Source organism: Streptococcus sp. HMSC061E03, assembly GCF_001813505.1.
Classification (GTDB): Bacteria; Bacillota; Bacilli; order Lactobacillales; family Streptococcaceae; genus Streptococcus.
On record NZ_KV812784.1, the window covers coordinates 1,244,798 to 1,271,758 of the forward strand.

Sequence of the window (26,961 nt, forward strand, 5' to 3'; positions counted from 1 at the left end):
GTCCTAGCCTCTTAATTGTTTTTGGATTGTCGTGCATTGAGTGGGCCCTACTACGCTGATTTCATCAGTTTTTACAACCCTACTCAACTGTGCGGAGGTGGAACGACGAAATCGAATTCTAACGAATGACCGATTTCTGTCCCACTCTCTTTTATTAAGCGTCTTTTTTCACTTTCCCATTCCAAGAATCAAGACCATAAGACAAGACATAAATGTCTGTATAGCCCTGTTTCTTGAGATAGAGAGCCGCATTGGTGACACGCGAACTACGGCTATTCTCATAGAGCAAAATCGGTTTGTCTTTGCGCAAGGCCGCAAGGCTCAACTTCAACTGAGTAGAAGGAATGTTGCGCGCTCCTAAAATATGCTTTGCATGAAACTCAACTGGCTCTCGCAAGTCAATCAACTGCCCTTTACGAATCAACTCTTCAAAAGCAGCATTGTCCACAAATTTAGCAGCTTTACGGATGCGGAAATAATTAAACACCATCCATCCAACTATTCCTAAAACAACCAACCAAAAAATGATATTTCCCATCACTCTACCTCACTCTTTTTCAAAAATTCTAATTCTTGCTTGTGCTCTCTTCTTAAAACGGTATCGGCTTCTAAATAATCGAGCCGCTCCATCAAGCCTGCATCATAAAGACGTTGAAGCTCAATTTTCATCAATTCGATGTCATAGAGGCGCTTCCCCACATAAATGATGATTCCAAAACGTTTTAAAAATTGTTGAACATCATACAGGTTTTTCATGTTCATTATTGTATCAAATTTAGAAAGGCTTTACAAGATTTTCAAGTAAATGATGACATTTTTCGATTTGTTTACGAATAAATAAGTATGATCAACTTTTATTTTTTTACCATCGGTACTTGTTTCGCCTCTTTTTTGGGACTAGTGGTCGATCGCTTCCCAAACCAATCCATTCTCACTCCTCGCAGTCATTGCGATCACTGCCAGCACGTCCTTGGAGTTTGGGATCTCATCCCCATTATCTCGCAACTACTGCATCGTTTTCGCTGTCGCTATTGTCATCAGACCTACCCATTTTGGTACTGCCTTTTTGAGATCTGGAGTGGCCTGATCTTCTTAGCCTGTGCCAATGGTTTTCTTTCTCTGCCTCAACTTCTGACGTTACTCGGATCTGCTGTTTTAGCCATCTATGACCTACGCTTTATGGAATACCCCTTGGCCATCTGGTGTTGTCTCCATGCCTTAGTCCTCTTTTTATCCGCTAGTAATCTCCTCATGCTGGTCTTTTTACTCCTTGCGATCGGTGCCCACTTTTTCTTTATTGGAATGGGGGCGGGAGATTTTCTCTTACTCGCCACCTTCTCACTCAGCTTTTCTTCTACCAAGATCCTCATTCTCATCCAGATCGCATCCATCTTAGGCATTCTCTTCTTTGCCCTCAAAAAAGAAAGAGACCGGATTCCCTTTGTTCCCTGTCTCTTTCTCAGTTATCACGCTTTACTGCTTTATACGATGTTTTTTAGATAATTCTTCTTATTTTGCAGCTTTTGCTTCCAAATAATCGGCAATAGCAGCCACGTCCTTATCCCCACGTCCGGAAACGTTGATGATGATAATCTTGTCTTTATTCAATTGTGGAGCACGTTTGACCGCTTCTGCAATCGCGTGTGAGCTTTCAATGGCTGGAAGGATCCCTTCTGTCTTGCTGAGAAGAAGAAGAGCTTCTACTGCTTCATCATCTGTCGCCGCTACATATTCAACACGACCAGAATCTTTAAAGAAAGCATGCTCTGGACCAACCCCTGGGTAGTCCAAACCAGCAGAAATCGAGTAAACTGGCGCTACTTTTCCATCTTCGCCAAAGACAGCATAAGTCTTCATGCCATCGACAACTCCTACAGTCCCTTTGGTCATGGTAGCGGCGTGCTGATCGGTATCCAAGCCATGACCAGCAGCTTCTACCCCAACCAAACCGACTTCCTCTTCTGCGACATATTCAGAAAAGGCACCGATGGCATTGGAGCCACCACCAACACAGGCAATCACATAGTCTGGCAAACGACCTTCTTTTTCCAAGATTTGACGTTTAGACTCTTCGCTGATCACTTTTTGGAATTCATGCACAATGGTTGGGTAAGGGTGAGGTCCAACAGCAGAACCCAAAACGTAAAAGGCATCGAGGTCTGCCATCCATGCTCCAAACGCAGCATCAACGGCGTCTTTCAAGGTCTTGGTTCCTGTTTCAACCGCATGAACGGTTGCCCCCATCATTTCCATGCGGAAGACATTGAGACGTTGACGCTCCACGTCTTCTGCCCCCATGTAGACATCACAGGCCATACCAAATTTAGCTGCCGCAGCTGCTGTAGCTACACCGTGTTGACCAGCTCCTGTTTCAGCAATCACGCGTGTTTTGCCCATGCGCTTAGCCAAGAGAATTTGCCCCAAAACGTTATTCAATTTATGCGAACCTAGGTGGTTCAAGTCTTCGCGCTTCAAATAAATTTTCGCCCCACCTAAATGATCTGTCAAACTTTCCGCAAAGTAGAGCGGTGTTTCCCGTCCAGAATAATCTTTCAGATAATGTTTGTATTCTGCGATAAATTCTGGGTCATTTTTATACTGTTCAAAGGTTTCCTCTAATTGATTGAGCAAGTTTTGAATGGGTTCTGGTACGAAAGATCCACCAAATTGTCCGAAATAGCCTTTTGTTTCTGTCATGATTGTGTCCTCTTTTCTATATCTTCAATCCTGTTTATGATCTTTTTCTCTCGCTGGCCCTTTGAGCTGCAGTCTCACTGGGTTCCTTTGAGATAAAAAAACCTCACACAGAAAAATCTGTGTGAGGACGATTCGATACCGCGGTGCCACCTCAATTGTAGGAAGCTATTTTTCTCCTACATCTCTGACCTGTCTAACAACAGGGTGCACGATAAGGTGTGCTCACCGAATTTTTATTGTTTCAAATTCATCATCATAAACGCATCAGCCCATTTCAAGATTCACCACTGCTTGTTCGCAATCACCACAAGCTCCCTGGAAGTGAGAAAAATCTCTACTTTTCTGATGTCTTGAAGCTATTATAGCTCCCGCTTCTGACTTTGTCAACAAAAATTTCAAAAAGTGACTGAAATGTTCGGATTTTACATTTCCCCATTTTTGGCTAGCAATCGCGCTTGGAGATACTGAAAGCCTAGATAGGCCAGGTAAGCCCCTAAGGTATTGGTCCACAAATCATCTAGCTCAAAGACACGATTGGCATCAAACAAAAGATCTAAGAGCACTTGGCTAGATTCAATCCATAGACTTAGACCAAAGCCAAAGAGTAAGACCCGTTTGTGACTCCGCAACCAGGGCCATAGCCAGAGAAGTTGAAAGACCAGCGGGCTTAACAAAAAGACATTGGCTACGTTTTGGAGAATCACCTTGATGAGTTGGATGACACTGGTGATCTGGCCAAAATTCATCAACGAATTAAGTGGAACCAGTAGGACGACGATGCGACCAAAATGTTGAATTCCCGGTGTTTCCATACCTGGCTCTGGCTGTTGAGGCAAAAAGCACATCAGGCACAAGAGGATAAAATAGAAGAAGCTGCCACTCTGTAACAGCCTTCTTCCTCTCTTTGTTAGTTCTGTTTGATCCATCAGCCCTTGTTTAAGGTTGCGCATGTTCAACAATCGCTTTCTCCCGATCCCGTTTCATGGTATTTGAACGCAATTGGCCACAGGCTGCATCAATATCTGTACCGTGCTCTTGACGCACTACACAGTTAACACCTTGTTTTTTCAAGGTATCATAGAAGGCCATGACCCGTTCTTTTGGACTCCGGCTATATTGGTCATGCTCACTGACAGGATTGTAAGGAATCAAGTTGACATAAGACAATTTCTTGATATTCTTGAGCAATTCTGCCAACTCTAAGGCTTGCTCGACTCCATCATTGACTTCATTGAGCATGATGTACTCAAAGGTCACCCGACGGTTCGTAGTCTCAATATAGTATTCAATCGCCACAAACAATTTTTCAATTGGAAAGGCTCGGTTGATCTTCATGATGCTAGAGCGCAAGTCATTATTTGGAGCATGAAGAGACACTGCCAAATTGACCTGCACACCTTCATTTGCAAAGTCACGAATTTTATGAGCCAAACCAGAAGTTGACACGGTAATATGGCGAGCACCAATCGCTAATCCCTTGTCATCGTTGACCGTCCGGATAAATTTCAAGACATTGTTATAGTTGTCAAATGGTTCTCCGATCCCCATGACAACGATATGGCTGACCCGTTCATCTTGGCCACGTTCGTCAAAGTATTTTTGGACCAACATGATTTGAGACACGATTTCCCCATTGTTCAAATCGCGTTGTTTTTTGATCAAACCAGATGCACAGAAGGTACAGCCGATATTGCATCCGACCTGAGTGGTGACACAGACTGACAAGCCATAGTGCTGACGCATCAAGACGGTTTCAATCAACATGCCGTCTGGCAATTCAAAAAGATACTTGACCGTTCCATCTGCTGACTCTTGCACGATCCGTTGCTTAAGTGGGTTGACGACAAATTGATCATTTAACTTTGCAATCAAATCCTTAGAAAGGTTGGTCATTTCTTCGAAAGACTGGACGCGTTTGCGATAGAGCCATTCCCAGATTTGTGCTGCACGGAATTTCTTTTCGCCGTTTTCTTCCGCCCAATCAATCATATCTTGGCGTGTTAAACTATAAATGGATGGTTTCATTCTTTCTTACTCCTCTTTTTGTCGAATCACAAAATGACGTTTGTTGTTCGTCTTCGTTGTTTTTTTGGTCTCAGCAGACGGTCTTGTTTTTTTCGAGTTATTGGCTGACTGTCCCTTGTCGCGTTCTCGTTTTTGGAAACGATCTTTTTGTTTGCGATTGCGCGAACGCTTCTTCGGCTCTCTTTCTTCTGATTGAGCTTTTTTGACCGGTGATTTCTTATCAAAGGAAGCACGATGAGGTTCCTTATTTTCAAGGACAAAATAAGCGCAACCATAGCTACAATATTCTAACAAATAATCGTCTAAGCGACTTAGTTTATCCATCGTTGCAACATCGCGCTCTTCCTTATAGAAGCCACGCAAGCGCAACTGCTCATTGCTCCAATCACCAACAATGTAATCAAACTTGGTTAAAATCTCAGAAAATCGTTGACCAAATACGGTCGCATCAAATGCTTCTTTTTCATTTTTTAACAACTCAAAGGAGAGGTTTTCTGAAAGGATCTGGTCTCCTACCTGACGAAAGACAGGTCCAGGAAATTTATTGTAATTATATAATTCAGGGTCAATCTCTTTTCGCATAGTGTTCCTTCATCAAAATCTATTTACTGTAACACTTTATTCTATCATAAATTTGATGACTTGCGTCAGATTTGACTAGAAAAGAGTTGAAATTCCTTTGAGAGCTTCCAAAAGGAAAAAGAGACAAAGAAGGCAATCTTTGTCTCTATACATGTTCATCAGATGATGAAAGGGGCAAAAAAAGAGTGATTTTTGTATAGCTATTGGCCTTAGAATCAATCTCCATATGATAGGCTTCGCCAAATTGAAGATGCAATCGTTGGTCCACATTTTTCAAGCCAACACCTCCTAAACGAAGAAGGGTTTGGTCTGTTGACTCTGATCGGTCAAATCCTCGTCCATTGTCAAAAATCGATACGCAGGCATAGTCTCCACTGACTTCAGTCGTCACTCGAATGAGACCTGGCCGATCGATCTCTTTAATGCCATGGTAAATCGCATTTTCCACTAAGGGTTGAAGCACTAATTTGGGGAGCTGATAGTCGCTTAACCGTTCATCTTCTAGAATTTCATAGTTGAGCTTTTCACCATAACGTTGCTTTTGAATGAAAAGATACTGGCGGACATGGTCAATTTCATCTCTCAGTAGGATTTGTTCCTGGCCTTGGTTGAGAGCTAGTCGAAAATATTGAGCCAGAGACTTAGTGATGTTGACCACGCGCCGACTATCATTAAACTCCGCCATCCAGACAATCGTATCCAAGGTATTGTAGAGGAAATGCGGATTAATCTGAGCCGAAAGTGCCCGCAACTCGTAACGCCGTGCGTTCTGCTCCTCTTCCTTGACCTGTTGCATGAGGTTATCGATTTGGTCCAACATGGCATTAAAAGCTTGAGCGAGGTCCACCAATTCTGGAGATCCTTTGGTTGCAGCTCTCACGTGAGCATCTCCTGCTCCAATCCTCAAAATGATAGTCTGAAGGTCTCGTAAGGGTTTGATCCACAAACGCAGAACAAAGCCGATCCCTATTAAACACATGATCAAAGCTAGTAATCCTAGGCCAATAAAAGAGTACAGGAGCTGCGACTGAAGCATCTGAAGTCCTTCAAGTGAAGCCACTCCAATCAAGGTCCAATCACTATCTGGAATCGGAACCTGATAGATAAAATTCTGCCCTCCTTTTGTATAGCCATCTTTCACAGCAATATAGGGCTGCATAGCCTGCATTTCTTGACTGGAGGAATAGACCGCCTTTTTAGGATGGTAGACAAACTCATGCTTTTGATTAATGATAAAACTAAAGCCTTGTTTCCCTAGTTGAAGGTGATCCAAGTAAGCCTGAAGGCTATCGTAGCCAATATCCAAGCGTACTACTCCGAGATTTTGACCAGTCTGATCGACCACTTCTTGGGTAATAGAAACCACCCATTTCTCTTTTTCCGAGGTCAAGGATTCCTTTCGAGCTGGCGTCAAAACTGGCATAGCTCTTTCCTTAATCGCCTCTTGATACCAGCTTTCATTCATCATATCTGAGGAAGTCTGCATGCTGATTTTGGTATCTGTCGCTACCAGACGTCCGTCCTTAGTCACCAGGACTGCTGAGACCAGGTCCGGATCCGTTTCAATCATCGTTCGCATCAAGTGCTGAACCGTTTCTTGATCCGCACTCCTATCTTGGGCAAATTGGCGAACAGCCTGTTCCTTACTAAGCACTGTTGTGGTCTGCTTTAATTTTTTTAGATAAGACGTGATAAACTGACTACTTTGGTCGATACTATTTCTTGTCGTCCGCTCCGTTAGCTGGCGGATCGCCCCTGAACTCGTTTGATAGTAAAGGCTACCGATGAGACCAAAAAGTAAGAGAATGAAGAGAAAAAAGTAGAGGACCAGCTGGATCAGCAAGGGATATCGTTTCATTCATGCTCTCCTTTTTTGTACTGCCTTGGCGTCACCCCAACAACCTGCTTAAAACGTTGAGAAAAATAGTTCATATCTTCAAAACCAACCTGATCGGCGATCTCATAAATCTTTAAATCTGTCGTGAGAAGCAAGAGGCGAGCCTTCTTCATTCGCTCTTGGATGAGATATTCTTGAAAGGGAAGTCCCAATTTTTTCTTGATCAATACACTTAGATAAGAGGGACTGAAACCAAGTTGATAGGCCAAATCCTTCAGGGTTAACTGGGAATCTGCTAAACGAGCATGAATGGCTTCTTCTAAGTCTGTTGAATAACCATGACTGACCAAATCTTCGACTTGCGCCTTTTTTCGCTCTTGATCGAGTTTTCCTTTCACCTTTGCTAACATCTCTTCAATATCATCTTTTGAAAAAGGCTTCAGCAAATAATCATCTGCACCTAACTTGATGGCTTTCCTCGCAAACTCAAAGTCATCATAACCTGTCAAAAAAATGATATGACAAGACGGAGACTGCTCTTTGACGAGATGGGCCAGATCCAAGCCATTCATTTGTGGCATATTGATATCGGTTAGAAGGATATCGGCTGGTTGATCTTGAAACTTCTCCCAGGCCTCACGGCCATTTTCTGCCTGGTTGATGACGGTCATTCCAAACTGTTCATAATCCACTAAGGAAGTCAGTCCCTGCCGGATAAGCTCTTCATCTTCCACAATCATGATCGCATACATGTCTTTCACCTACTTGTCTTTGCTATGCTTATTATAGCAAATTGTGGTTCCAAATGTCTCAGACATAGTCCAATAAATAACCGTAGCCCTTTTCTTTCATTTCTGCTTTAGGGATGAATTTGATTGACAAGCTATTGATGCAATAGCGAAGGCCGCCTTTTTCCTTGGGACCATCGGTAAAAACATGGCCCAGATGGGAATTTCCCACACGGCTCCGAACCTCTGTCCGAGTCATATTGAAACTCTTATCCTCCTTATAGATTGCCACATCAGGACTAATAGGCCGACTGAAACTTGGCCAACCACAACCAGAATCAAATTTATCCTTGGAGGAAAAGAGCGGCTCACCAGTCACGACATCTACATAAATACCGGTATCAAACTGATCCCAGTAACGATTGGAGAAGGCACGTTCAGTATCATTTTTTTGTGTCACCGCATACTCTTCGGGAGATAACTTCTTTTTGATTTCCTCATCGCTTGGCTTGGAGTAGCGGCTAGCATCAATAACAGGATAAGAAGCCTGATTGACATCGATATGGCAGTACCCATTCGGATGTTTCTTTAGATAATCCTGGTGGTAGTCCTCAGCCTTGATGAAATTGCTCAGTTCCTCTTTTTCCACTGCTAACGGTTTGTCGTATTTTTTTGCTACCTCTTCAAAGACTTGGTTAATGGTTGGAAGGTCTTCTTGAGAGACATAATAGACACCTGTTCGGTATTGAGTCCCTTGATCATTTCCTTGACGATTCTTCGACGTTGGGTCGATAATCCGGAAATAATGCAGGAGCAATTCTTTCAGAGATACCTGCTTGACATTGTAAGTGATATGAACTGTTTCAGCATGGCCTGTTTGAGGGACTAATTCATACTTGGTGGTATCCCCTTTTCCATTGGCATAACCTGATTCGGCATCAATGACACCCGGAACACGGGAAAAATACTCTTCCACACCCCAGAAGCAACCACCAGCTAGATAGATTTCTCGTTGGTCTTCTGGATTGACTTTTTCTTCCTGCTTTTTGTTTGCTACTGGTGTCTGACTCATGGACGCTTTTTTGATCTGCTCAGTCGTCGCATCTGATGTATCCAAGGCCATGGATCCTTTGACAAGGAAAAAGATTCCAAAACAAAATAGCCCCACTAGAAGAATGGAAATGAGTTTCCATTTTGTTTCCATTTTATGTCCTCCTTACTTCATTTCTTTTAGAGTCTGGATGATGTCTTCCTTGCTCATATAACCGATATGGGTCTTAGCGAGAGTTCCATCGCTTGCAATAAAGAGTGCCGATGGATAAGAACGAATCCCATACTCTTTTAGAAGTTCTCCTTTACTATCTAGCAAGACTGGGAAATCCTTGTAATCCAAAGACTGGTACCAATTTTTGAAATCTGCTTCTGATTTTTCACCATTAAAAGTTGGAGCTACAACGGATAAGACCACATAATCCTTACCCGCCTCTTCTTTTGCCAACTCATTGGTATCCTCTAATGTCGATAGGCAAATAGAGCACCAGGAAGCCCAAAATTTGAGGTAAACTTTCTTTCCCTTGTAATCGGATAAGCGGTAGGTCTTACCGTCTACTCCTTGCAGGTTAAACTCCTTCACTTTCTTGCCAGATGGTTGCCTAGCCCCAGCTTTGGCTGTTTGTTGGCTCATGTCCTTATTGGAAGTAGCCATTCCTTGACTCGAGCAAGCCCCCAAAAGTCCAGTACACAAGAATCCTGCAGCTACTAAAGCTAATTTCTTCATCATTATCACCTCTTTAAACAAGGAGAAAGTCATCCTCAGATGACCTCTCCCTTCTTTCATTCCTTGTCTGATTTCATATCAGATGATCCACTCTTTTCGTCTTTCATTTCTGAATCGCTGGATTTCATCTCATCCTTTTTCATATCGTCCTTCATTTCAGAACTGCTGTCAGACATCATAGATGAATCTTTCATGTCTTCTTTTTTCATTTTATCATCGGACATGGATGAATCCTTCATGTCATCCTTCTTCATATCGTCCTTCTTCATATCGTCCTTCTTCATCATACTACTATCGTCCGTTTTTTTCATGTCTGAATCTGATTTCTGTCCAGAACAAGCTGCTAAAGTGACGATGCTAAGTGTAGCAATAGAAAGTGCAAGAATTTTTTTCATGATTTTTCTCCTTTAATCATTCAAGATTAGTGAAACAGGGATGCGAGGCTATTAAGATTTCCTAGCATCAGCAAGATACCCATCAAGATGATGAGGGCACCACCAATTTTTTTCAAGGTTCCCATATGGGGCTTGAGTTTAGCAAAATGTTGTAGAACCCAGCTAGAAGCCAAGGCCAAAAGCAAGAAAGGCAGAGCCAAGCCTAATGTATAGACCAGCATCAGGAGAGCGCCTTGTAAAGCACCATCTCCTCCAGAAGCGGCAATGGCTAAAACAGAACTCAAAACTGGTCCGACACAAGGGGTCCAACCAAAACTGAAGGTGACCCCTATCAGAAAAGCATTGAAGAATTCATTGCGTTTTTCATCCTTCTTCAGTTGGATACTCTTTTGTTTTTGGAGTTGCTGAAGATTGATGAGGCCCATCTGATGGATTCCCAATAAGATGACAATCCCTCCTAGTAGGTAACGGAACCAGGGAGCATAAAGCACCTGGCCAAGGGCCCCTGCACCGTATCCTAGAATCAGGAAAACAGTTGATAGACCTGCGATAAAACAAAGAGTCTTCACCAGGCCATACCAAGAAATGTCTCTTCCAAAAATACGCACCGTTTTTTCATGCTCAGAATCCAATAGAATCCCTACATAGACTGGCATCAGTGGCAAAATACACGGGGAGAAAAAGGATAGAACTCCCGCTAAGAATACTGAAATGGAAAACAAACTGGTTTGAATCATTTCACTACCTCCCTTTCTTTCTGATACCAGTATAAAGAAAAAATCCCTCTAAAAATAGAGAGATTGATAAGCAAAAACTTGAATTTGATTAGAAGATGAATCTTCCTATCTGCCAACTCTATCTCGTACTTTCAAGTACGAGACTGATCTAACAAGATACTTCTACTTCTTCTTCAAATAATCAATAGCATCCTGCAAGGTTTTTACAGGTACGATTTTCATCTTCGAATGAATTTGTTTTGCTGCTTCTTTCGCTGTTTCATAGTTTGATTTGGCCTTGGGATTGGCTTTCTTTTCTTCTTTAGAAACAGGGTTATTAGGGGCGAAGAAAATTTCTGCTCCTTCTTTATCGGCTGCGACGACTTTCTTGTCAATCCCACCGATATCGCCAACCGTTCCATCTTGGTTAATGGTTCCTGTCCCTGCAATATGGCGTCCCTGACGAAGATCTGGATCCGCCACTTGAGTGTAGATGGCTAGGCTAAACATCATACCGGCACTTGGTCCACCAATCCCTTGGGTCGCAAACTGGACAGGAACATCGCCTTTGGCTTCAGTCCGGTCGATCAGGCTAATCCCGATTCCGTTTTTCCCGTTGGACAATTTGATGATCTTTCCGTCTGCGGTCTTGGTTTGTCCATCCTCAATATAGGTCACTGAAACGGGATCGCCAATTTTTTGAGAACCAACATAGTCAATCAATTCTTTGGAACTCTTAAAGGTCTTGCCATTCACACCGGTGACGGTATCCGCAATGTTCAAGATACCCTTAAAGGTCGAATCATCTGCCACCTGCATGACATAAACACCAAGAAAGTCCATCTGGGTTTCTTTTCCAGCTGTCTTTAACCCTTGGTAGATGGCCATATTTTGCGAGGTTTCCATATAGAATTGGTTAATCCGCGTAAATTCTTGGCTCGAACTACCACCTGTCATATCTTTGGCAGAGTAGATATCTGTAAAAGGTGTCGCCCAAGCATAGATCAAATCAGCCGGAGTCGCTTCTTTCACTGCTACGGTTACAAAGTCATAAGATCCTGACTTGGTATCCATTTTTCCATCCACTGTCATGACCGATCGAATGTCTTCGGCCGTTCCTGGCATCTCAATATAATAGGGAAGGCGAATCACAAAGGCAGCTAGCAAGAGGAGCAAGAAAAGAACGCCTGCAATCGGCCATCGGTATTCTTTCAATCGTCCTTTTTTCTTTTTTGTAGGCAAGCTTGGTTTATTCGCTTGTGTCATCTTTGATTTCCTCCATTACACTCTTTGGTACATAAGGTGAGATATCCTGTTGAAAAGCCAGCAACTCTCGAATACGCGTTGAACTAATGGCCTGGTAAGGAGGCTGGGCATAGAGATAAACCGTCTCCAATTCAGGCGCCAACTGGTGATTAAAATAATCCATATTGGCTTCGTATACCAGATCCTGTGCATTGCGCAAGCCCCGGATCAAGGTGACCACGCCAAGATTGCGCGCCACTGTCACAGCCAACTCTTGAGTCGACGTCACAATTTCAACATTTTCCAAATGAGCCAAGGCCCCTTTCACCATGCGCACACGCTGCTCAATGGAAAAGAGTCCGACTTTTTCCGAATTATAAAAAATTCCGACATAGACACGGTCAAACAAGCGACTAGCTCGCTCGATCAATTGCACATGCCCAATGGTAATCGGATCAAACGATCCTGTAAACAATCCACTTCTATCTGACATATACTGTTACCTTACTAATTCCATAGATTTTTTCTTTCCAGATTCCCACTTGTCCGATTTCCTCAGGAAGTTCTACGTGTTTATCGGTTTCGCACACAATTAGGATGTCCTCTGACAAGAGTTGGCGCTCGCACAAGGTTTCGATATCGCGAACAATCTCTTCTTTGGCATAAGGAGGGTCTAAGAACACCAAATCAAAGGTGCCCGTTAAAAGCCCTAAGGCCTGCTTGGCCTCCATTTTTAGCAGTTGAAACCGTTCCTTTTCCTTGGTCATGGCAATATTGGCTGCTACAATCTCCTGCGCTCTACGATCTCTTTCTACTAGAACGGCCTCTGACATACCTCGAGAAACTGCTTCGATAGAGAGCCCACCGCTTCCTGCATAGAGATCCAGTACTCTTCCACCATCAAAGTAAGGACCAATCATATTGAACATGGCCCCTCTGACCTTATCAGAAGTCGGCCTGGTTGTTTTTCCTTCAAGTGTTTTGAGGGGACGCCCCCCATAGGTTCCAGATACTATTTTCATAGGGACCATTATACCAAAAAAAATCAGAAAATTGCGATTTGATATGGTCAAGCGACAATTAAAAGAGGCTGGGACAAAAGTCCTAGCCTCTCTATTGTTTTTGGATTGTCGAGCAAGACGCAGTTGTTGAGTGGGCTCTAATACGCTGATTTCATCAGCTTATACAGGCCTACTCAACTGTGCGGAGGTGGAACGACGAAATCGAATTCTAACGAATGACCGATTTCTGTCCCACTCTCTTTCTTTCCTTATAGGATATTTTCATATTCATCGCGGACAGATTGAGGCCAGACACTGGTTTGGACTTCACCGATATGTTTCTTACGAAGTAAGAACATAGCCAAACGAGATTGTCCAATCCCACCACCAATCGTGAGTGGGAAGAGACCATTTAACAAAGCCTTGTGCCACTCTAATTGGAGACGATCCTCGTCCCCTGTGATCGCAACCTGACGGCGAAGCGTATCTTCATCAACACGGATCCCCATTGAAGACAACTCAAAGGCGGAACCTAGAACGTCATTCCAGACGAGGATATCACCATTCAAGCCCTTGTAGCCATTTTCAGACTCTGTTGTCCAGTCATCGTAGTCAGGTGCACGTCCATCGTGTGGTTTGCCATCTGCAAGCTCTCCACCAATACCGATCAAGAAAACGGCTCCGAATTCTTTGGCAATGGCATTTTCACGCTCTTTTGGAGTTAAATCTGGATAGCGTTCCACCAACTCTTCTGTGTGAACGAAGGTAATTTGTTTTGGAAGAACTGACTCAATATCATAGCGCGCCTCTACTGCTAGTTCTGTTAAACGAATCGCCTTGTAGATTTTTTCAACCGTTTCTTTGAGGTAGGCGATGTTGCGTTGACCATTGGGGATGACTTTTTCCCAGTCCCATTGGTCTACATAAACAGAGTGGATAGCATCTAGCGAATCTTCATCTGGACGAAGAGCCTTCATATGGACAAAGAGACCTTCTCCTTCGCCAAAACCAAAACGTGCCAAAGTATGGCGTTTCCATTTTGCAAGTGAATGCACGACTTCATAAGTCTCATCAGGAATTTGAAGGACCTTTACAGATACCGGATGTTCAATCCCAGAAAGGTTATCCTGCATCCCGTCTCCGACCTTGCTCAAAATTGGCCCTTGGACTTCAATGATGTCCAATTTATCTTTTAAATACTGCGTAAACGTCGTTTTAACAAACGAAATTTCTTTTTGTTGGTGGATAAAACTTTTTTTCATATAGTTCCTCATTTATAGACATTTTAGAAATGATTATACTCTTTTTTCAATCAAAATCAAGTCTTTTCATTCGTTTTCAACTTAATTTTTCTCTTGCAAAAAGGATTCATTTTTGATAAACTATATGTAACTTTTAAAACGTTACATAGGAGAACTGACATGTTTGATGCAAAAAAACTAAAAGAAAGACGCCTGGAAAAAGGCTTGACCCAAGCAGATGTCTACGAGGATCTCAGGATTTCTCGCAAGACTTACTCCAGTTGGGAGAATGGCTTGGCGGAGCCACACGAAAAAAATCTCAGGAGGTTGGCCAAGCGCCTCTCCGTTAAAGAGGACTACTTTATTAACAAAGACTCCGCACTCTACACCTACCCTTTATTAACCCCACCTCATCAAATGAAAGTCGACCAGTTGGCCAGCCAGTTATTGGAACAGCAGCAAAAAGTTGTTTCCTTGACTGCTTATAAGGTTCTTTCGATTGAGCTAGCAGCCGGTTTAGGACACACCTTTTATGACAACGAAACGGACTATGAAACCGTCTACTTTGACCAAGAGATCCAGCACGATTTCGCTTCTTGGGTATCCGGAGATTCGATGGAACCTCTCTATCCCAATGGCTCTGTTGCCCTCATGAAGCAGACTGGCTTTGACTATGATGGGGCTGTCTACGCCCTCATCTGGAATGGAAAAACCTACATCAAAAAAGTCTATCGGGAAGCGGAAGGTTTGCGCTTAGAATCCATCAACCCTGATTATGACGATTTATTTGCTCCCTATGAAGACGAACCCAAAATCGTCGGCATTGTGGTCGGGCATTTTCTTCCGCTTGAGGTGTAAATATGCTGTTTGATTATTCACGTGAGCCTCATTCTGATATTGCTTTTGTGGATATGAAAAGTTTTTATGCCAGTTGTGAATGTGTCCGTCTAGGGCTCAACCCCTTGACGACTTCTCTTTGCGTCATGAGTCGGAGCGACAATTCAGCTGGCCTGATTTTAGCGAGCTCTCCCGTTTTCAAACAAGTCTTTGGCAAGAAAAATGTCAGTCGTAGCTACGACCTACCTTTTGACCTCAAGACCAGAAAATTTAATAGCTACGTCGCTAAAAAACAAGGATTGCCAACAGATCCAGCCTTTATTGCATCCATTGAATCCTGGGCCAAGAGGACCCTGATTGTGCCTCCACGGATGAATGCCTACATTCAGGTCAATATGGAAATTCAGAAGGTCTTTCAGGAATTTGCGGCACCAGATGATATTTTCCCTTACTCAATTGACGAAGGCTTTATCGATCTGACTTCTTCCTTAAATTATTTTATTCCAAACCCCTCCCTCTCTCGAAAGGAAAAACTGGATCTCCTTTCTGCTAGGATCCAAAAAAGGATCTGGCAGGAAACTGGAATCTACTCTACCATCGGCCTCAGCAATGCCAATCCCCTTCTTGCCAAGCTAGCCTTGGACAATGAAGCTAAGCATTGCCGAAATATGCGCTCCAATTGGTCTTATGAAGATGTAGAAAGTAAGGTCTGGAAACTGCCCCAGCTCACTGATTTTTGGGGCATTGGACGTCGGACTGAAAAGCGATTGCAAAAAATCGGGATCACGTCGATTGCTGAACTGGCCCAGGCTCACCCAGATCTCTTAAAGAAAGAATTCGGAGTCATGGGCCTTCAACTGTGGTTCCATGCTCATGGCATTGATGAAAGCAATGTCCACAAGCCTTATCGTCCGAAGTCACGAGGCATTGGCAACTCTCAAATCTTGCCCTATGACTACCATCTACAAGCCGACATTGAACTGGTGTTTCGGGAGATGGCTGAGCAGGTGGCTATTCGCTTGCGGCGGAAAAAAAAGAAGACCCAACTGGTCTCCATTCATGCCTCCTACTCCAAAATCGAGGGGCTTCCGTCCATTCACTGCCAGCAAAAAATTGAGCCTACCCAATCCACCAAGGTTTTATCCGATACGGTTCTGCGGCTCTTTCGCTCCAAGTACGAAGGAGGCGCCATTCGGCAGATTGGTGTTTTTTATGGAGAACTTGTCGAGGAGTCTCTTCAACTCTTTTCTCTCTTCGATGATCCAGTAGCTCTGGAAAAAGAGGAGAAACTTCAGCAGACCATTGACCGCATTCGGGACCAATTTGGCTTCACCTCTCTTCAGAAAGGCTCCTCACTACTAGAAAACTCACGTGCCATTGCACGCAGTAAACTAACAGGCGGACATTCCGCAGGAGGCTTAGATGGATTAACATGATCGACCGTTCTTATCTCCCTTATCAATCCGCCCGTGAATTTCAAGATCGTGGCATGGCCAAATGGGCTGGCTTCTTTTTATCCGAGCACACAACTGCCCTGCAGACAAAAGAAATTGACCGCAGTCAGATCACAATTCTTCCACTTGCTGAACAGATCCAGCTCCTGGAGCAGGCCTTTCAACAACAAACGACGATCTCGATCACGACTCTAGAGGGGAATCAATTTGCAACCTACACAGGTTCGATTCACACCTTATCTGCTTCTGAGGTTCTTCTCAAAAGCGACGGCCACTACCACCGTCTCCTCGTAGACTCTATCATTTTTATTGAATCTGAGGAAACAGCCTATGAAACCTATTCAGACTAAACACGAATTACAATTTGATTATTTTTCGGAGAATTACCACCAATTTGAGATGGACTTTTACAAGTGGGCAGCTACTTCTACGCCGCTCGTCTTTTTAGAAGACGATATTCTCCACTCTATGGCAGCAGGCCAGCGAAACTACTTTCGTCTTCACCACACCAAAAGTCGGGATCATCGAGACCATTATTTCTATTTTAAGGTTTCCACACTCTCCCAATCACCACTGACCCGTATTTACGCTTATACAGGACATCACTTACAAAAGATAGTTCCTCATCAAACAGAGAAAAAGGATAGCTTGATCTAAGAAGCTATCCTTTTTCTTAATTTATGGGATTCACTACAGTTCTTATGAGTGATTAGAATCCATCTACGTTTGTGTAGATTTTTTGTACGTCCTCGTCATCTTCAAGAACGCTGTAAAGTTTTTCAAATGTTTCCAAATCTTCACCTGATAACTCAACTTCTGATTGAGGAATCATTTCCAATTCTGTTACTTGGAATTCTTCGACACCTGATTCACGCAAAGCAACGATCGCTTTGTGAAGATCAGTTGGAGCAGTGTAGACTGTGATCGTTCCTTCTTCTGCTTCGACATCATCTACATCAACATCTGCTTCAAGCAAAAGTTCAAAGATCGCATCCGCATCATCACCAGCAAAGACGATAACTCCCTTGTTGTCAAAGAGGTAAGATACAGAACCTGAAGCTCCCATGTTCCCACCGTTTTTACCAAAAGCAGCACGGACATTGGCAGCTGTACGGTTTACGTTTGAGGTCAAGGTATCAACGATCAACATCGAACCATTTGGTCCGAACCCTTCGTAACGTCCTTCTGTAAAGGTTTCGTCAGTGTTTCCTTTTGCCTTATCGATTGCTTTATCAATCACGTGTTTTGGCACTTGCGCTTGTTTAGCACGGTCAATAACGAATCTCAAAGCAGTATTTAGTTCTGGATCTGGTTCACCCTTTTTAGCAGCTACATAGATCTCCACACCAAATTTGGCATATACTTTTGAGTTGGCACCATCTTTGGCAGTTTTCTTGGCAACAATATTGGCCCATTTACGTCCCATGAGGATTCTCCTTAAATTTTTTCAAATTATTTTCAATCTTTTATATTATATCACAAATCACAAGACTTGGAAGAGTTTTTTGCGTATCCTTCCAATTGTAGTTGCTCGACTATTCACCCTTTATTGATCTTCCACCCTCACTGGCACCCGACCCCAGATCTGATCTCGCAATTGGGGATGGCCTAGCTGATACACCTGATCGGCTTGCTGGGTCAAACTGTCCCAAGGTTCCTTACCGATTCGAGTCACGATTTCTACTGATTTTTTCAAGCCTTTGAGGTGGGCTTGTCCCTTTGCGGAAAATCCTAAGACATGAATGGCATCAGGAAGAGCTTGATCCATCGCCCCTACCAAGATGTAGGTCAAGATGCGGCGCACACGCGCCTTGGTATAGCGCTTGGTTGCGACTTTCTCCACCAGGTCTTCCACAGAACTAGCACTTCGAACCGCATCCTTTATCCGATTGGCCAGTTCCTCATTGACCTGAAAAATCTGTGTCAAATCCGGACGGGTTAGGATTTGATAACGGAGCAGTTGGTCATAATTCTCCCAAGATACCTGTGGAGCCGACTGAAAGAGTTGGCTATTGGGCATGAATCTAGCAACAAAGTCCTGATCTTCCTTGTGTAGGCGTAGACTAGTCGCAGAAGCATAGGCCACCTCTTTTTCTTCTGAATGGTAGCCCGCACCCTGGCGCTGGACGGGCTTAAGCACAATCCCCTTCCCAGCACAAGCCTTGGCATAAGCCAGCCCTAGAATATGATTGGGAGTATCCCCTGTGAACTCCACTCCAGCAAAGGTTTCCCACATTTTTTGCGTTTTCTGTGGATAGGATAAATCGCCTGAAAGACTTCGCAGGAAAGCTTCCATTTCCGCTTCTTTCTCCGAATAAACAGTCGCAATCGCTTGGTAATCTAAGACCTCTTCTGTCCCAAAAGTCAATTGGTCGATTCCTAGACGGGACAAGATTTCTACCGCTCCCTTAGCAAAATGATCAGCCGACTGAACAGCCACGAGAAAGGGGAGCTCAACCACCAGGTCCGCTCCATTTTTCAAAGCCATCTGGGCCCGTGTCCACTTGTCTACAATGGCAGGCTCCCCACGTTGAACAAAATTCCCAGACATGGCCACAATCTTCAGCCCTTCTGCCTGTTTAAGCAGGTACTTGTGACCATTGTGAAAAGGATTAAATTCTGCAATAATACCTGTAATTGTCATACTGTCCTACTTCTGTGCCACGAAGAACCATCGTTTGCTGGTCTTTGTCGGCTCCTTATCTTCAAAGTCTGCGTACAATTTGAAAGATTTAAAGCCAGCCTGCTCCAATAAGATGTCATAGGTTAAAACTTCATAAGTGCGTTCCTCATGGACTTCATCGTGCCGACTAAAGCTGCCATCCTCTTCTTGGACAAAGAAGGTCAGCTCATGGACGATCGAGTGAGGTGCCGCATCCTCATAGGTATCCCAGAGCATGGCAAAGTCTTCTGCATTTTCGTGGTAAGAATAGCCTGGAAAAACCTCATCCGTCTGGTAGGTCGAATGGACATCAAAGATAAAGACCCCGTCCTCATTGAGGGCATTGTAGACTTCTTTGAAGACATCCCCTACTTCTACCTCGTCCTGCATATAGCAGATAGAATCCGAGTAGCAGGTTACAAAGTCATAAGTTCCTGCTTGCGACAGGTCCAGCATATTGCCCTCGATAAAATCAATCTTTTGCTTGGCTGAAGCAGCTCTTTTTTCAGCAATCTTCAACATGTCAGCACTCAGGTCTAACCCTGTCACATCAAATCCAGCTTGAGAAAAGCGAACAGACTGAATCCCTGTCCCACAAGCCAATTCCAGTAATTTTTTCTTATCTTTTGTCTTTGGGAGATGGCGGAGGGAAAAATCCGTCCACAAATCATACAGACTGTCATCCATGACCGCATCATAGACCGCCGCAAAGGTTTCATAAGTAGCCATATTCATGATACCAAGTCCGCCCGTAATCCGATAGAAAATTAGGAGCACGACGATGGAGCTAAGCTCCAAGGAGAGCTATCTATTTTCCGAGGATTACAGGACGGGTTCAAATCCTTTCTAAGATACAAAGAGCGTTAAAAGCAAAGAGAAAATTTGTCTCTTTCTCACAGCTTTTAGCTCGTGTTCAATTATCAAATTAACCAAACACAAGGCCCTATCCTTTCTTTCCATAGAATTTCAATTTAACCAACAAAACTCAGTTGCTACCAACTGAGTTTACCTGCTTATGCTAGGGCTGCTGAAAGATCGACAGCACTTGCTTCGTGCCATAGCTTTTCTAGGTTATAGTGGGCACGCATTTCTTCTGAGAAGACATGGACTACCACACCACCTAAGTCAAGAAGGACCCAACCTCCAGCTGAATCACCTTCGACGTGGCTGGCATTCCCACCAGCTTCAATGACCTTCTCGCGAATATTTTCAGCAATAGCCTCCAATTGGCGGCTGTTCATAGAGCTTGTGATGACAAAGTAGTCTGTCACGCTGGTCAAGCTTTGAACATCCAAAGCGACAATGTCTTCCGCACGCTTTTCATCTGCTGCTTTGACAACTAGTTCAAGTAGTTCTTTTTCTTTCATGTAATCCTCTTTCCTTAAAAAATTGATTTGTAATCTAAGACATCCGCAAAACGTTCTGCCCAAATATTTTCATAAAATTCATTAAGCGTTTCTGCCGGAATATCCTCTCCATCAAAGGTTGTGACAGCTCCTTCTGGAATGACCAGCTTGTAGCCGTATTCAAACCCGACTTTGACGGATGTATCGACACAATATTCTGTCTGCATACCACACAGGACCAGTTGTTCAATCCCTTGTTGATCCAAGTATTCTTTTAATCCTGTCTCTTTAAATATGCTATTGTATCGCTTCTGAAACACCTTCTCATCTGCCTTCCTCTTCAACAGGGGCGATAATTGCCAATCTTCCGAAGTTAAAGCCTCTGGCGTTTCAATATGCTGCATGTAGATAATTTCAATCTGCTCTTTTCTAGCCTGCTCTTGCAAATAAGCGATCTTCTCTAAGAGCTTTTCTGTCTCAAAACCTGTTTCCACTAAGATATTTTGTACGTCAATAATGATAAAAGCTGTCTTCACTCACTGCTCCTCTTTCAAATACTTCACAAAGGCGTTATAGGTTTCAAGGGTTTGGGGATAAATGGGCAATCCTTGGTGGGCCAGGTGTTCGACTGTGCGAGCCGTCTCATAGGCCACGGCACGATCCAAGGAGACTTGGGCGATATCACGTGCTTGATCTACCCCTGGAAAGGCCCGATTGTGCTCAATGTAATCCGCCACATAGACAATCTTGTCTAAGGTTGACATCTGTCCACTCCCCACGGTGTGAATCTCAATACTACGAAGAATGGCTGGATCTGTCAGTCCGAGGTCTTCTTGGATCTTGTAAATCCCGACCATCCCATGCCAGACATTGTTGCCCCAGTTTTTTAATGCTGGATCCAGCTCATAGCGATCAATCAAGTACAGAAATTCCTGATCTGATAATTTCTTGGCGTAGTCATGTAACAAACCTGCTAGGCCAGCCTGCTCTTCATCAGCCCCATAGCGTTTGGCCAAGTCACGCGCAGCCTTCTCAACCCCTAAACAGTGAGTAAGCCGCTTTTCTGGCAGGATTTGGCGCATTTTTTCAAGCAAGACCTCACGAGAAAAGCCTAGATAGTTTTCATAGGTCATTGATACAATCCTTCTTTCTTGATGTAGTCCAAGACTGGTTTTGGCAACATAAAATTCGGCGTCCGGCCTTTGGCTACAAAATCACGCACCATACTAGAGGAGATGTCCATTAGAGGAACATCCACCCAGATCACCGGATAAGAAGTCCCCGCCTTATAGCGTGGTCGCTGTACTCCGACAAATTGCACAATCTCCACCAATTCATCGATGCGGTGCCATTTTGGTAAATAATCCACCATATCTGCACCAATGATGAAGTAATAATCTGTGTCTGGATCCCGTTCATTGAGCAAGAGCATGGTGTCGTAGGTATAGGAAATTCCTTTACGTTCGAGCTCGATCGTCTCGATCTCCAGACCTTCAATGCCTTCAATGGCTAATTCCAGCATCTTAAGGCGATGGTGCTCTGCAATCGTCCCCTTGGTATCGACATGCGGTGGTTCATATTCAGGCATCAAGAGCACCTTATCTAACCCTAATTGTTGGCGCACTTGATCCGCAACAACCAAATGGGCATTGTGGACCGGATTGAAATTTCCCCCCAAAATACCAACTTGTTTGCGTTTCTTGTCTTTGATCTCTGGCTCTAACTCTACCTTGGTAAAGGGAGTCAATAGTTCAATTGCCATAGGTTTGCTCTCCTCGATGTCTTAAATATCTTTTACCTTCGCTGAAATTTTACGATTTTCTTTTTTGCTCGATTGTTTGAACAAGATGAGAATCCGACCAATCTTTTGGACCGTTTCCACACCGATTTCTTCTTCCAAGATTTCTGCTACTTCATGGATATTCTCATCCGTATTTTGAAGAAGAGTCACCTTGATCAGTTCGCGCGCATCAAGCGCTTGGCGCACACTGGTTTTAATTTGGTCATTGAGCCCATTTTTCCCAATTTGGATAATAGGTTTGAGGCTGTGGGCTTGGCTGTTGAGGAAAGCCCGTTGTTTAGATGTTAATGTCATATTTTTTTCATTGTTTCTTTTTTGATACTTTTCTGATGTGGTGGCGGTCGTCAGCGACCTCCTAGCGGAGTTCCATGACTTAAATTTGAGCCTAAAGTCTCAAATTTTCCGCGCCTAAGTAGTAAAATATCTACTTAGGCTTTCACCACAGCGAAAAGTATCCTTTCTAGGCTCGTTGCACTCGCCCAGTCTACAAAGAAACTATTTCCTTTCAAATTTTTAAATAATAGCTTTGCGGGTAACGACGGCGACGCCTTCTGGTGCCCAGACGGCTACTTTGGCTTTTCCATTGACGCGGATCCAGCCGAGGCCTGAGATGACCAGGTCTGTCTTGTCCTTAATGGTAAACTCATGGGAAATCAAAGGAGGGAATTCTTCTTTTTCCTTGCTGTTAGGAGGAGTTAGTAAGCCACCGACATGCTTGTCATAAAAGGCGGTTGCTCCTTCGAGCTTGGTTCGGTGAAGCTTGAGTTCATTATCAAAGAAGGCAGTGAAGCCTTGCTTTTCTCCCTTGATAAAGTCAAACCGTCCCAAGCCACCCAAGAAGAGGGTTTGCTCTGGATTGAGCTGATAAGTCTTGGGTTTGATTTCCTTTTTAGGGCTGACATACTTGAGGTTTTTTGCCGTCAAGTAATGAGCCATTTGGTGGCGATGGATAATCCCTGGTGTATCGTAGATGTAGGACCCATCGTCCAGTGGTATTTCGATCTTGTCCAGTGTCGTCCCTGGGAAGCGAGAGGTCGTGATGATATCCTTATCTCCAGTGATTTCTTGGATGATCGCATTGATGAGGGTTGATTTTCCAACGTTAGTCACACCCACCACATAGACGTCACGGCCTTTGCGGTACTGCTCGATCTTTTCCATCAAGTCCTTGATAGCACTCTTGTTTTGGGCAGAGGTGAGGACCACATCGACAGGACGCATCCCTTCTTCGTGGGCCCGCTCCATCAACCAATGGGTCACCTTGCTGTCCTTGACAGACTTGGGCAAGATATCTTTTTTGTTCCCGACCAAGAGGACATCATTTCCTGCTACAAAGCGTGGTAGGCCAGGAATAACGGATCCATTAAAGTCAAAAATATCCACTACGTTGACCACGAGTGCGTCACTATCCCCTACTTCGTGAAGGAGCTTTAGGAAATCATCATCTGTCAAATGCACATCTGTGATTTCATTATAGTGACGCAGACGGAAACAGCGTTGGCAATAGACTTCGCCTGTTTCCAAGCCCTTTTCAAGAGCTGATTGGGGAGTATAGCCTAGCCCCTCTTTGTTTTCTGTCTGAATGGGGGCTCCACAGCCGATACAGAATAATTCTTCCATTCTTAAATTCCTTTTTTGTATACAATCGGACCATATTTCTCGGCCATTTGCTTCATAACACGGCGTTCACGCGCCCGGTTGATCTGCGTCTTGATCGAGTCATGCTCGACCAAAGGCTTGACCAAAATCGAACGAATGCCTGCACGATGGGCAACCCGGATATCCGTCATCAGTTGATCCCCGACCATGACCACTTCATTTTTCTCATAGTGGAAACGTTTGAGGGCACGATCAATCCCAAAAGTAAAGGGCTTGAGCGACCAGGCTTCATAGTCAATATCAAATTTCTCAACAGCGCGCTTGACCCGTTTGGGACTATTATTAGATACCACGATAACCCGAATCCCTCCATCACGAAGGTCATGCAACCACTGGCGCATTTCGGGAGTCCCATCCGGGTTATTCCAAGCAATCAAGGTATTATCCAAATCCACAAGGACCGCCTTAATACCTTGTTTTTTTAAGTCTGCAACGGTGAGATCATAGGCTGCTTCCACCGCAAAATCTGGTTTGTAATTTTCGATTGACACGTTTTTCTCCATTTTTTATACTCCTTTCATTGTAGCATAAAAAGGCCCATTTTGCACCCGCTTCACGACTAAAACAGCTACAGACTCCAATCAGGTCGCTTTCACTACTCAAAAAATAGACAAAATCCTTACAAAGTTCCAAAAACATGGTATAGTAGAAGAAAAAGAACTCGGAATTTTTTATGAAACAAACAAGCTTAAAAGAGGTCTCTCCTCTCCTCCAGCGTATCATTAATTGGTCGTCCATCATTGGAGCTCTTGGGACCTTGGCCTTTTGTATCTGGGCCTACTTTTCTGGCATCCTTCAATCCAAAGAAACCCTGTCTGCCTTTATTTTGCAAGCCGGAATCTTCGGGCCTCCTCTCTTTATCTTTCTTCAGATCCTTCAGACAGTGGTCCCTATTATTCCTGGCGCCCTGACATCTGTAGCAGGTGTTTTCATCTACGGCCACATCATTGGGACCATCTACAACTACATCGGCATCGTAATCGGCTGTGCCATTATTTTCCACCTTGCGAGAATGTACGGGCCTAAATTCGTCCAATCCATGGTCAGTCAGAAGACCTATGACAAGTACATTGGCTGGCTCAATGAAGGCAAGCGGTTCGATCGCTTCTTTATCTTCATGATGATCTGGCCAGTTAGTCCTGCCGACTTCATCTGTATGCTGGCAGGTCTGACCAATATGACCTTCAAACGCTACATGACCATCATTATTCTCTGCAAACCCATCACCCTCGTCATCTACACCTACGGCCTGACCTATATCATCGATTATTTCTGGCAAATGGTCTAAAGCATAACACCACCCCCTAAGACTAGGAGGTGGTGTTTTTGTAGTCCTATGAATAGTCGGTTACTCTCTATTTCGCAACCCAACCAATCGCATCTACAGGAGGATTGTCCACATCAATCCAGATGAAGTCAATGCCAATTTCACCGTTTTTGAATTTGGAAAGACGGATACCATTGATTTCTAGCTGAGAAAGTTTCTTACCCGTTAAGATCTCTCTATCCTTTAGCTGAAAGACCCCACGAAGAATCCAATTGCCAAGTATTTCTTGCTTATCAGTTGATTGAATGGCCTTCCCAGCTTCTTGGTTGATATAGGCAGTAATCACATCACCTGATGATAAAAATCGTAGCTTAAAGGTCCGTTCTTCTTTTGGGAGCACAAGTTTACTTGTACCTGGCTCAAACCTTCCAATATCTTTACCAAAAAAGTCTGGACGCTCTTCATGAAAATGTTTGGAGTCTGGAAGAGGAATATACACTTCACTGACTGGACGATACACCAGCTGTTCAATTTCTTTAATTAGTTTTTCATTCCCCGTCTCGTGTACAAAGCGAATCAAGTCCTCGCGAATAGATTTCATCTGGGCTTTTTCTTCCTTGGTAGACCATTTTTTCAAGAGGATTTCTTCTAAAGAATAGGTCACAAAAGCTAGTTCTTCTGGAGCGAGACTGTCTTTATATTTATCCTGAATCTTTGAAATCCGTGGCAAGCGATCTTTTTTGGCCAATTTTGATCCACCATTAAAGGCATTAAAACCCGAATTTTCTTCTACATTTCCGTGCTTGTCTGTGATCACCCAAGAAACCGTCTCAAGAATCTCCGAATCACTTTTTTCTGAGGTCAATAAGTGAAGGTGTTCAAAGAGATAAAAGGGATCTTCAACATAATTCACATCCCATGTGTCAACCACAATCTCCTTATTCCTAAAGGTCATATGGAGCTGACTATCCGCGGCCGTATATTTGTAATCATGATGGCCATCTGTGAAACGGAAATTTGTCGGATTGTTCTTGGTTGTTGATCCTAAAATTTTGAGATGGTCCAAATCAACAGGCAAATAAGTCGTCTCTCCTACATGGATCTGAGGCTTGTGTCCCTTCGAGGTCGGCATCAAGACATGATAGACGGCTTCTACATGACCAGCATCAGAATGAAACCCCTTTATGAGTGCTTTGGATGATTCAATCCGTTGATTTCGCAAGGTCGCAATCTCACGGGCCAGTTTTTCATAGCGAGCATCATTTTCTTTATCAGCTGTTTCCTTGTCCGGTGAAATATCAGCATGAAATCGAATTTCACTCAATAGTTCATTCCAAGACTGTGAATCTTTCTTGAATTGAGCAATCTTTTGATCCCCTGAGTCCAAACCAAAGGATTTAATCCCAACCAAATACTTATGTTGCTCATCAACGACCAGCGAAGCATCATAAGAGGTGTTGGCAATATCTTCACCAACAGCATGAAAAGCTTTTTGGAAAACAGTCTCTTGGAATTTTGAATTGACTATCGGAGCAACGTAGTTTTCTCGATCATTAGAATCTTCGGCTTCTGCCTTTTGAGAAAATGCCTCACTCAGACTAGCAAAGTTGGTAATGAGCGTCTTGTATTTTTCTTTTTGTTCATGTTTAAGGTTTTCCCACATCATTCATTCCTCACTTCTTATTTAAGTA

Annotated in this window: 33 protein-coding genes and 1 other annotated feature; of the genes, 6 read left to right on the top strand and 27 right to left on the bottom strand. The window is 43.6% G+C overall.

What is annotated here, in order from left to right:
- Nucleotides 1–154 precede the first annotated feature (154 nt).
- Nucleotides 155–538 carry a rhodanese-like domain-containing protein gene (locus HMPREF2917_RS06270; protein ID WP_070589632.1) on the bottom strand — a complete coding sequence of 128 codons (384 nt, stop codon included), beginning with the start codon at nucleotides 536–538 and terminating at the stop codon, nucleotides 155–157.
- Nucleotides 538–756: a YqgQ family protein gene (locus tag HMPREF2917_RS06275; protein ID WP_003017930.1), complete on the bottom strand. Its 219-nt coding sequence runs from the start codon at nucleotides 754–756 to the stop codon at nucleotides 538–540. Before HMPREF2917_RS06275 ends, HMPREF2917_RS06270 begins: the two co-directional genes overlap by 1 nt.
- 87 nt (nucleotides 757–843) lie before the next feature.
- Here HMPREF2917_RS06275 and HMPREF2917_RS06280 point away from each other — a divergent pair, with 87 nt between their 5' ends.
- Nucleotides 844–1,503, top strand: coding sequence for a prepilin peptidase (locus HMPREF2917_RS06280; protein WP_070589634.1), 660 nt, complete (start codon nucleotides 844–846; stop codon nucleotides 1,501–1,503).
- A 6-nt stretch (nucleotides 1,504–1,509) separates the two neighbouring features.
- Here HMPREF2917_RS06280 and trpB read toward each other — a convergent pair whose 3' ends face one another.
- From trpB to asnA, 14 genes are all read right to left on the bottom strand, one after another.
- Nucleotides 1,510–2,697: a tryptophan synthase subunit beta gene (trpB, locus tag HMPREF2917_RS06285; RefSeq protein WP_070589636.1), complete on the bottom strand. Its 1,188-nt coding sequence runs from the start codon at nucleotides 2,695–2,697 to the stop codon at nucleotides 1,510–1,512.
- A 120-nt stretch (nucleotides 2,698–2,817) separates the two neighbouring features.
- Nucleotides 2,818–3,052 (bottom strand) — a binding site (T-box leader).
- Between the two features lie 67 nt (nucleotides 3,053–3,119).
- Nucleotides 3,120–3,647 carry a VanZ family protein gene (locus tag HMPREF2917_RS06290; RefSeq protein ID WP_070589638.1) on the bottom strand — a complete coding sequence of 176 codons (528 nt, stop codon included), beginning with the start codon at nucleotides 3,645–3,647 and terminating at the stop codon, nucleotides 3,120–3,122.
- Nucleotides 3,634–4,722 carry a dual-specificity RNA methyltransferase RlmN gene (rlmN, locus tag HMPREF2917_RS06295; RefSeq protein WP_049498547.1) on the bottom strand — a complete coding sequence of 363 codons (1,089 nt, stop codon included), beginning with the start codon at nucleotides 4,720–4,722 and terminating at the stop codon, nucleotides 3,634–3,636. The genes HMPREF2917_RS06290 and rlmN overlap by 14 nt, the downstream gene beginning before the upstream one ends.
- 6 nt (nucleotides 4,723–4,728) lie before the next feature.
- Nucleotides 4,729–5,304, bottom strand: a complete 576-nt coding sequence (locus HMPREF2917_RS06300; protein ID WP_070589640.1) for a YutD family protein — start codon at nucleotides 5,302–5,304, stop codon at nucleotides 4,729–4,731.
- A gap of 145 nt (nucleotides 5,305–5,449) precedes the next feature.
- Nucleotides 5,450–7,162, bottom strand: a complete 1,713-nt coding sequence (locus HMPREF2917_RS06305) for a cache domain-containing sensor histidine kinase (protein ID WP_070589642.1) — start codon at nucleotides 7,160–7,162, stop codon at nucleotides 5,450–5,452.
- Nucleotides 7,159–7,893, bottom strand: coding sequence for a response regulator transcription factor (locus HMPREF2917_RS06310; RefSeq protein ID WP_048715808.1), 735 nt, complete (start codon nucleotides 7,891–7,893; stop codon nucleotides 7,159–7,161). Before HMPREF2917_RS06310 ends, HMPREF2917_RS06305 begins: the two co-directional genes overlap by 4 nt.
- 58 nt (nucleotides 7,894–7,951) lie before the next feature.
- Nucleotides 7,952–9,073, bottom strand: a complete 1,122-nt coding sequence (gene msrB / locus HMPREF2917_RS06315) for a peptide-methionine (R)-S-oxide reductase MsrB (protein WP_070589644.1) — start codon at nucleotides 9,071–9,073, stop codon at nucleotides 7,952–7,954.
- A 12-nt stretch (nucleotides 9,074–9,085) separates the two neighbouring features.
- Entirely contained in the window at nucleotides 9,086–9,646 is a 561-nt protein-coding gene (locus tag HMPREF2917_RS06320; protein ID WP_070589738.1) for a redoxin family protein, read from the bottom strand.
- Nucleotides 9,647–9,702: 56 nt separating this feature from the next.
- Nucleotides 9,703–10,041 (bottom strand): hypothetical protein, encoded by a 339-nt coding sequence (locus HMPREF2917_RS06325; RefSeq protein ID WP_070589645.1) that lies wholly within the window; start codon nucleotides 10,039–10,041, stop codon nucleotides 9,703–9,705.
- Nucleotides 10,042–10,067: 26 nt separating this feature from the next.
- Nucleotides 10,068–10,778: a thiol-disulfide oxidoreductase-associated membrane protein CcdA2 gene (gene ccdA2, locus HMPREF2917_RS06330; RefSeq protein ID WP_070589647.1), complete on the bottom strand. Its 711-nt coding sequence runs from the start codon at nucleotides 10,776–10,778 to the stop codon at nucleotides 10,068–10,070.
- Between the two features lie 162 nt (nucleotides 10,779–10,940).
- Nucleotides 10,941–12,023 carry a SepM family pheromone-processing serine protease gene (locus HMPREF2917_RS06335; RefSeq protein ID WP_045763983.1) on the bottom strand — a complete coding sequence of 361 codons (1,083 nt, stop codon included), beginning with the start codon at nucleotides 12,021–12,023 and terminating at the stop codon, nucleotides 10,941–10,943.
- Nucleotides 12,007–12,495, bottom strand: a complete 489-nt coding sequence (coaD, locus tag HMPREF2917_RS06340) for a pantetheine-phosphate adenylyltransferase (protein WP_031575884.1) — start codon at nucleotides 12,493–12,495, stop codon at nucleotides 12,007–12,009. The genes HMPREF2917_RS06335 and coaD overlap by 17 nt, the downstream gene beginning before the upstream one ends.
- The gene (rsmD, locus tag HMPREF2917_RS06345) at nucleotides 12,485–13,024 is read right to left on the bottom strand and encodes a 16S rRNA (guanine(966)-N(2))-methyltransferase RsmD (protein ID WP_070589649.1); all 540 of its coding nucleotides are present in this window, start codon (nucleotides 13,022–13,024) and stop codon (nucleotides 12,485–12,487) included. Before rsmD ends, coaD begins: the two co-directional genes overlap by 11 nt.
- A gap of 248 nt (nucleotides 13,025–13,272) precedes the next feature.
- Complete coding sequence (asnA, locus tag HMPREF2917_RS06350; protein WP_003005888.1) at nucleotides 13,273–14,265, bottom strand: aspartate--ammonia ligase; 993 nt, start codon at nucleotides 14,263–14,265, stop codon at nucleotides 13,273–13,275.
- Between the two features lie 159 nt (nucleotides 14,266–14,424).
- On the opposite strand from asnA, the gene HMPREF2917_RS06355 reads away from it, so the two are divergent.
- The 4 genes from HMPREF2917_RS06355 to HMPREF2917_RS06370 are packed head-to-tail and all read left to right on the top strand — an operon-like array spanning nucleotide 14,425 to nucleotide 17,192.
- Nucleotides 14,425–15,102, top strand: coding sequence for a helix-turn-helix domain-containing protein (locus tag HMPREF2917_RS06355; protein ID WP_070589652.1), 678 nt, complete (start codon nucleotides 14,425–14,427; stop codon nucleotides 15,100–15,102).
- A 2-nt stretch (nucleotides 15,103–15,104) separates the two neighbouring features.
- Complete coding sequence (locus HMPREF2917_RS06360; protein ID WP_070589653.1) at nucleotides 15,105–16,517, top strand: Y-family DNA polymerase; 1,413 nt, start codon at nucleotides 15,105–15,107, stop codon at nucleotides 16,515–16,517.
- Nucleotides 16,514–16,885, top strand: coding sequence for a hypothetical protein (locus HMPREF2917_RS06365; RefSeq protein ID WP_070589655.1), 372 nt, complete (start codon nucleotides 16,514–16,516; stop codon nucleotides 16,883–16,885). Before HMPREF2917_RS06360 ends, HMPREF2917_RS06365 begins: the two co-directional genes overlap by 4 nt.
- A complete protein-coding gene (locus HMPREF2917_RS06370) occupies nucleotides 16,866–17,192 on the top strand; it encodes a DUF5960 family protein (protein ID WP_049503582.1) in 327 nt (108 codons plus the stop codon). Before HMPREF2917_RS06365 ends, HMPREF2917_RS06370 begins: the two co-directional genes overlap by 20 nt.
- 52 nt (nucleotides 17,193–17,244) lie before the next feature.
- Here HMPREF2917_RS06370 and HMPREF2917_RS06375 read toward each other — a convergent pair whose 3' ends face one another.
- The 10 genes from HMPREF2917_RS06375 to HMPREF2917_RS06420 form a co-directional block, all read right to left on the bottom strand.
- Nucleotides 17,245–17,961 (bottom strand): YebC/PmpR family DNA-binding transcriptional regulator, encoded by a 717-nt coding sequence (locus HMPREF2917_RS06375; RefSeq protein ID WP_003005873.1) that lies wholly within the window; start codon nucleotides 17,959–17,961, stop codon nucleotides 17,245–17,247.
- 120 nt (nucleotides 17,962–18,081) lie between these two features.
- The gene (locus HMPREF2917_RS06380; protein WP_070589657.1) at nucleotides 18,082–19,179 is read right to left on the bottom strand and encodes a nucleotidyltransferase; all 1,098 of its coding nucleotides are present in this window, start codon (nucleotides 19,177–19,179) and stop codon (nucleotides 18,082–18,084) included.
- A gap of 6 nt (nucleotides 19,180–19,185) precedes the next feature.
- The gene (locus tag HMPREF2917_RS06385; protein WP_277754530.1) at nucleotides 19,186–19,926 is read right to left on the bottom strand and encodes a class I SAM-dependent DNA methyltransferase; all 741 of its coding nucleotides are present in this window, start codon (nucleotides 19,924–19,926) and stop codon (nucleotides 19,186–19,188) included.
- Between the two features lie 284 nt (nucleotides 19,927–20,210).
- On the bottom strand, nucleotides 20,211–20,564 hold the full coding sequence (gene rsfS / locus HMPREF2917_RS06390) for a ribosome silencing factor (RefSeq protein WP_049474402.1): 354 nt from the start codon (nucleotides 20,562–20,564) through the stop codon (nucleotides 20,211–20,213).
- Nucleotides 20,565–20,578: 14 nt separating this feature from the next.
- Complete coding sequence (locus HMPREF2917_RS06395; protein ID WP_070589659.1) at nucleotides 20,579–21,079, bottom strand: cysteine hydrolase family protein; 501 nt, start codon at nucleotides 21,077–21,079, stop codon at nucleotides 20,579–20,581.
- Entirely contained in the window at nucleotides 21,080–21,676 is a 597-nt protein-coding gene (gene yqeK / locus HMPREF2917_RS06400; protein WP_070589661.1) for a bis(5'-nucleosyl)-tetraphosphatase (symmetrical) YqeK, read from the bottom strand.
- The gene (locus tag HMPREF2917_RS06405; RefSeq protein WP_049518444.1) at nucleotides 21,673–22,305 is read right to left on the bottom strand and encodes a nicotinate-nucleotide adenylyltransferase; all 633 of its coding nucleotides are present in this window, start codon (nucleotides 22,303–22,305) and stop codon (nucleotides 21,673–21,675) included. The genes yqeK and HMPREF2917_RS06405 overlap by 4 nt, the downstream gene beginning before the upstream one ends.
- A gap of 21 nt (nucleotides 22,306–22,326) precedes the next feature.
- Nucleotides 22,327–22,638, bottom strand: a complete 312-nt coding sequence (gene yhbY / locus HMPREF2917_RS06410; RefSeq protein WP_070589662.1) for a ribosome assembly RNA-binding protein YhbY — start codon at nucleotides 22,636–22,638, stop codon at nucleotides 22,327–22,329.
- 219 nt (nucleotides 22,639–22,857) lie between these two features.
- Nucleotides 22,858–23,964, bottom strand: a complete 1,107-nt coding sequence (gene yqeH, locus HMPREF2917_RS06415; protein WP_070589664.1) for a ribosome biogenesis GTPase YqeH — start codon at nucleotides 23,962–23,964, stop codon at nucleotides 22,858–22,860.
- Nucleotides 23,965–23,966: 2 nt separating this feature from the next.
- Complete coding sequence (locus tag HMPREF2917_RS06420; RefSeq protein ID WP_141751536.1) at nucleotides 23,967–24,494, bottom strand: YqeG family HAD IIIA-type phosphatase; 528 nt, start codon at nucleotides 24,492–24,494, stop codon at nucleotides 23,967–23,969.
- A 182-nt stretch (nucleotides 24,495–24,676) separates the two neighbouring features.
- Between HMPREF2917_RS06420 and HMPREF2917_RS06425 the strand changes: the two genes are divergently transcribed.
- On the top strand, nucleotides 24,677–25,291 hold the full coding sequence (locus HMPREF2917_RS06425) for a TVP38/TMEM64 family protein (protein ID WP_070589668.1): 615 nt from the start codon (nucleotides 24,677–24,679) through the stop codon (nucleotides 25,289–25,291).
- Nucleotides 25,292–25,358: 67 nt separating this feature from the next.
- On the opposite strand, the gene HMPREF2917_RS06430 is transcribed toward HMPREF2917_RS06425, so the two are convergent.
- Complete coding sequence (locus HMPREF2917_RS06430) at nucleotides 25,359–26,933, bottom strand: hypothetical protein (protein WP_070589670.1); 1,575 nt, start codon at nucleotides 26,931–26,933, stop codon at nucleotides 25,359–25,361.
- Nucleotides 26,934–26,961: the final 28 nt, after the last annotated feature.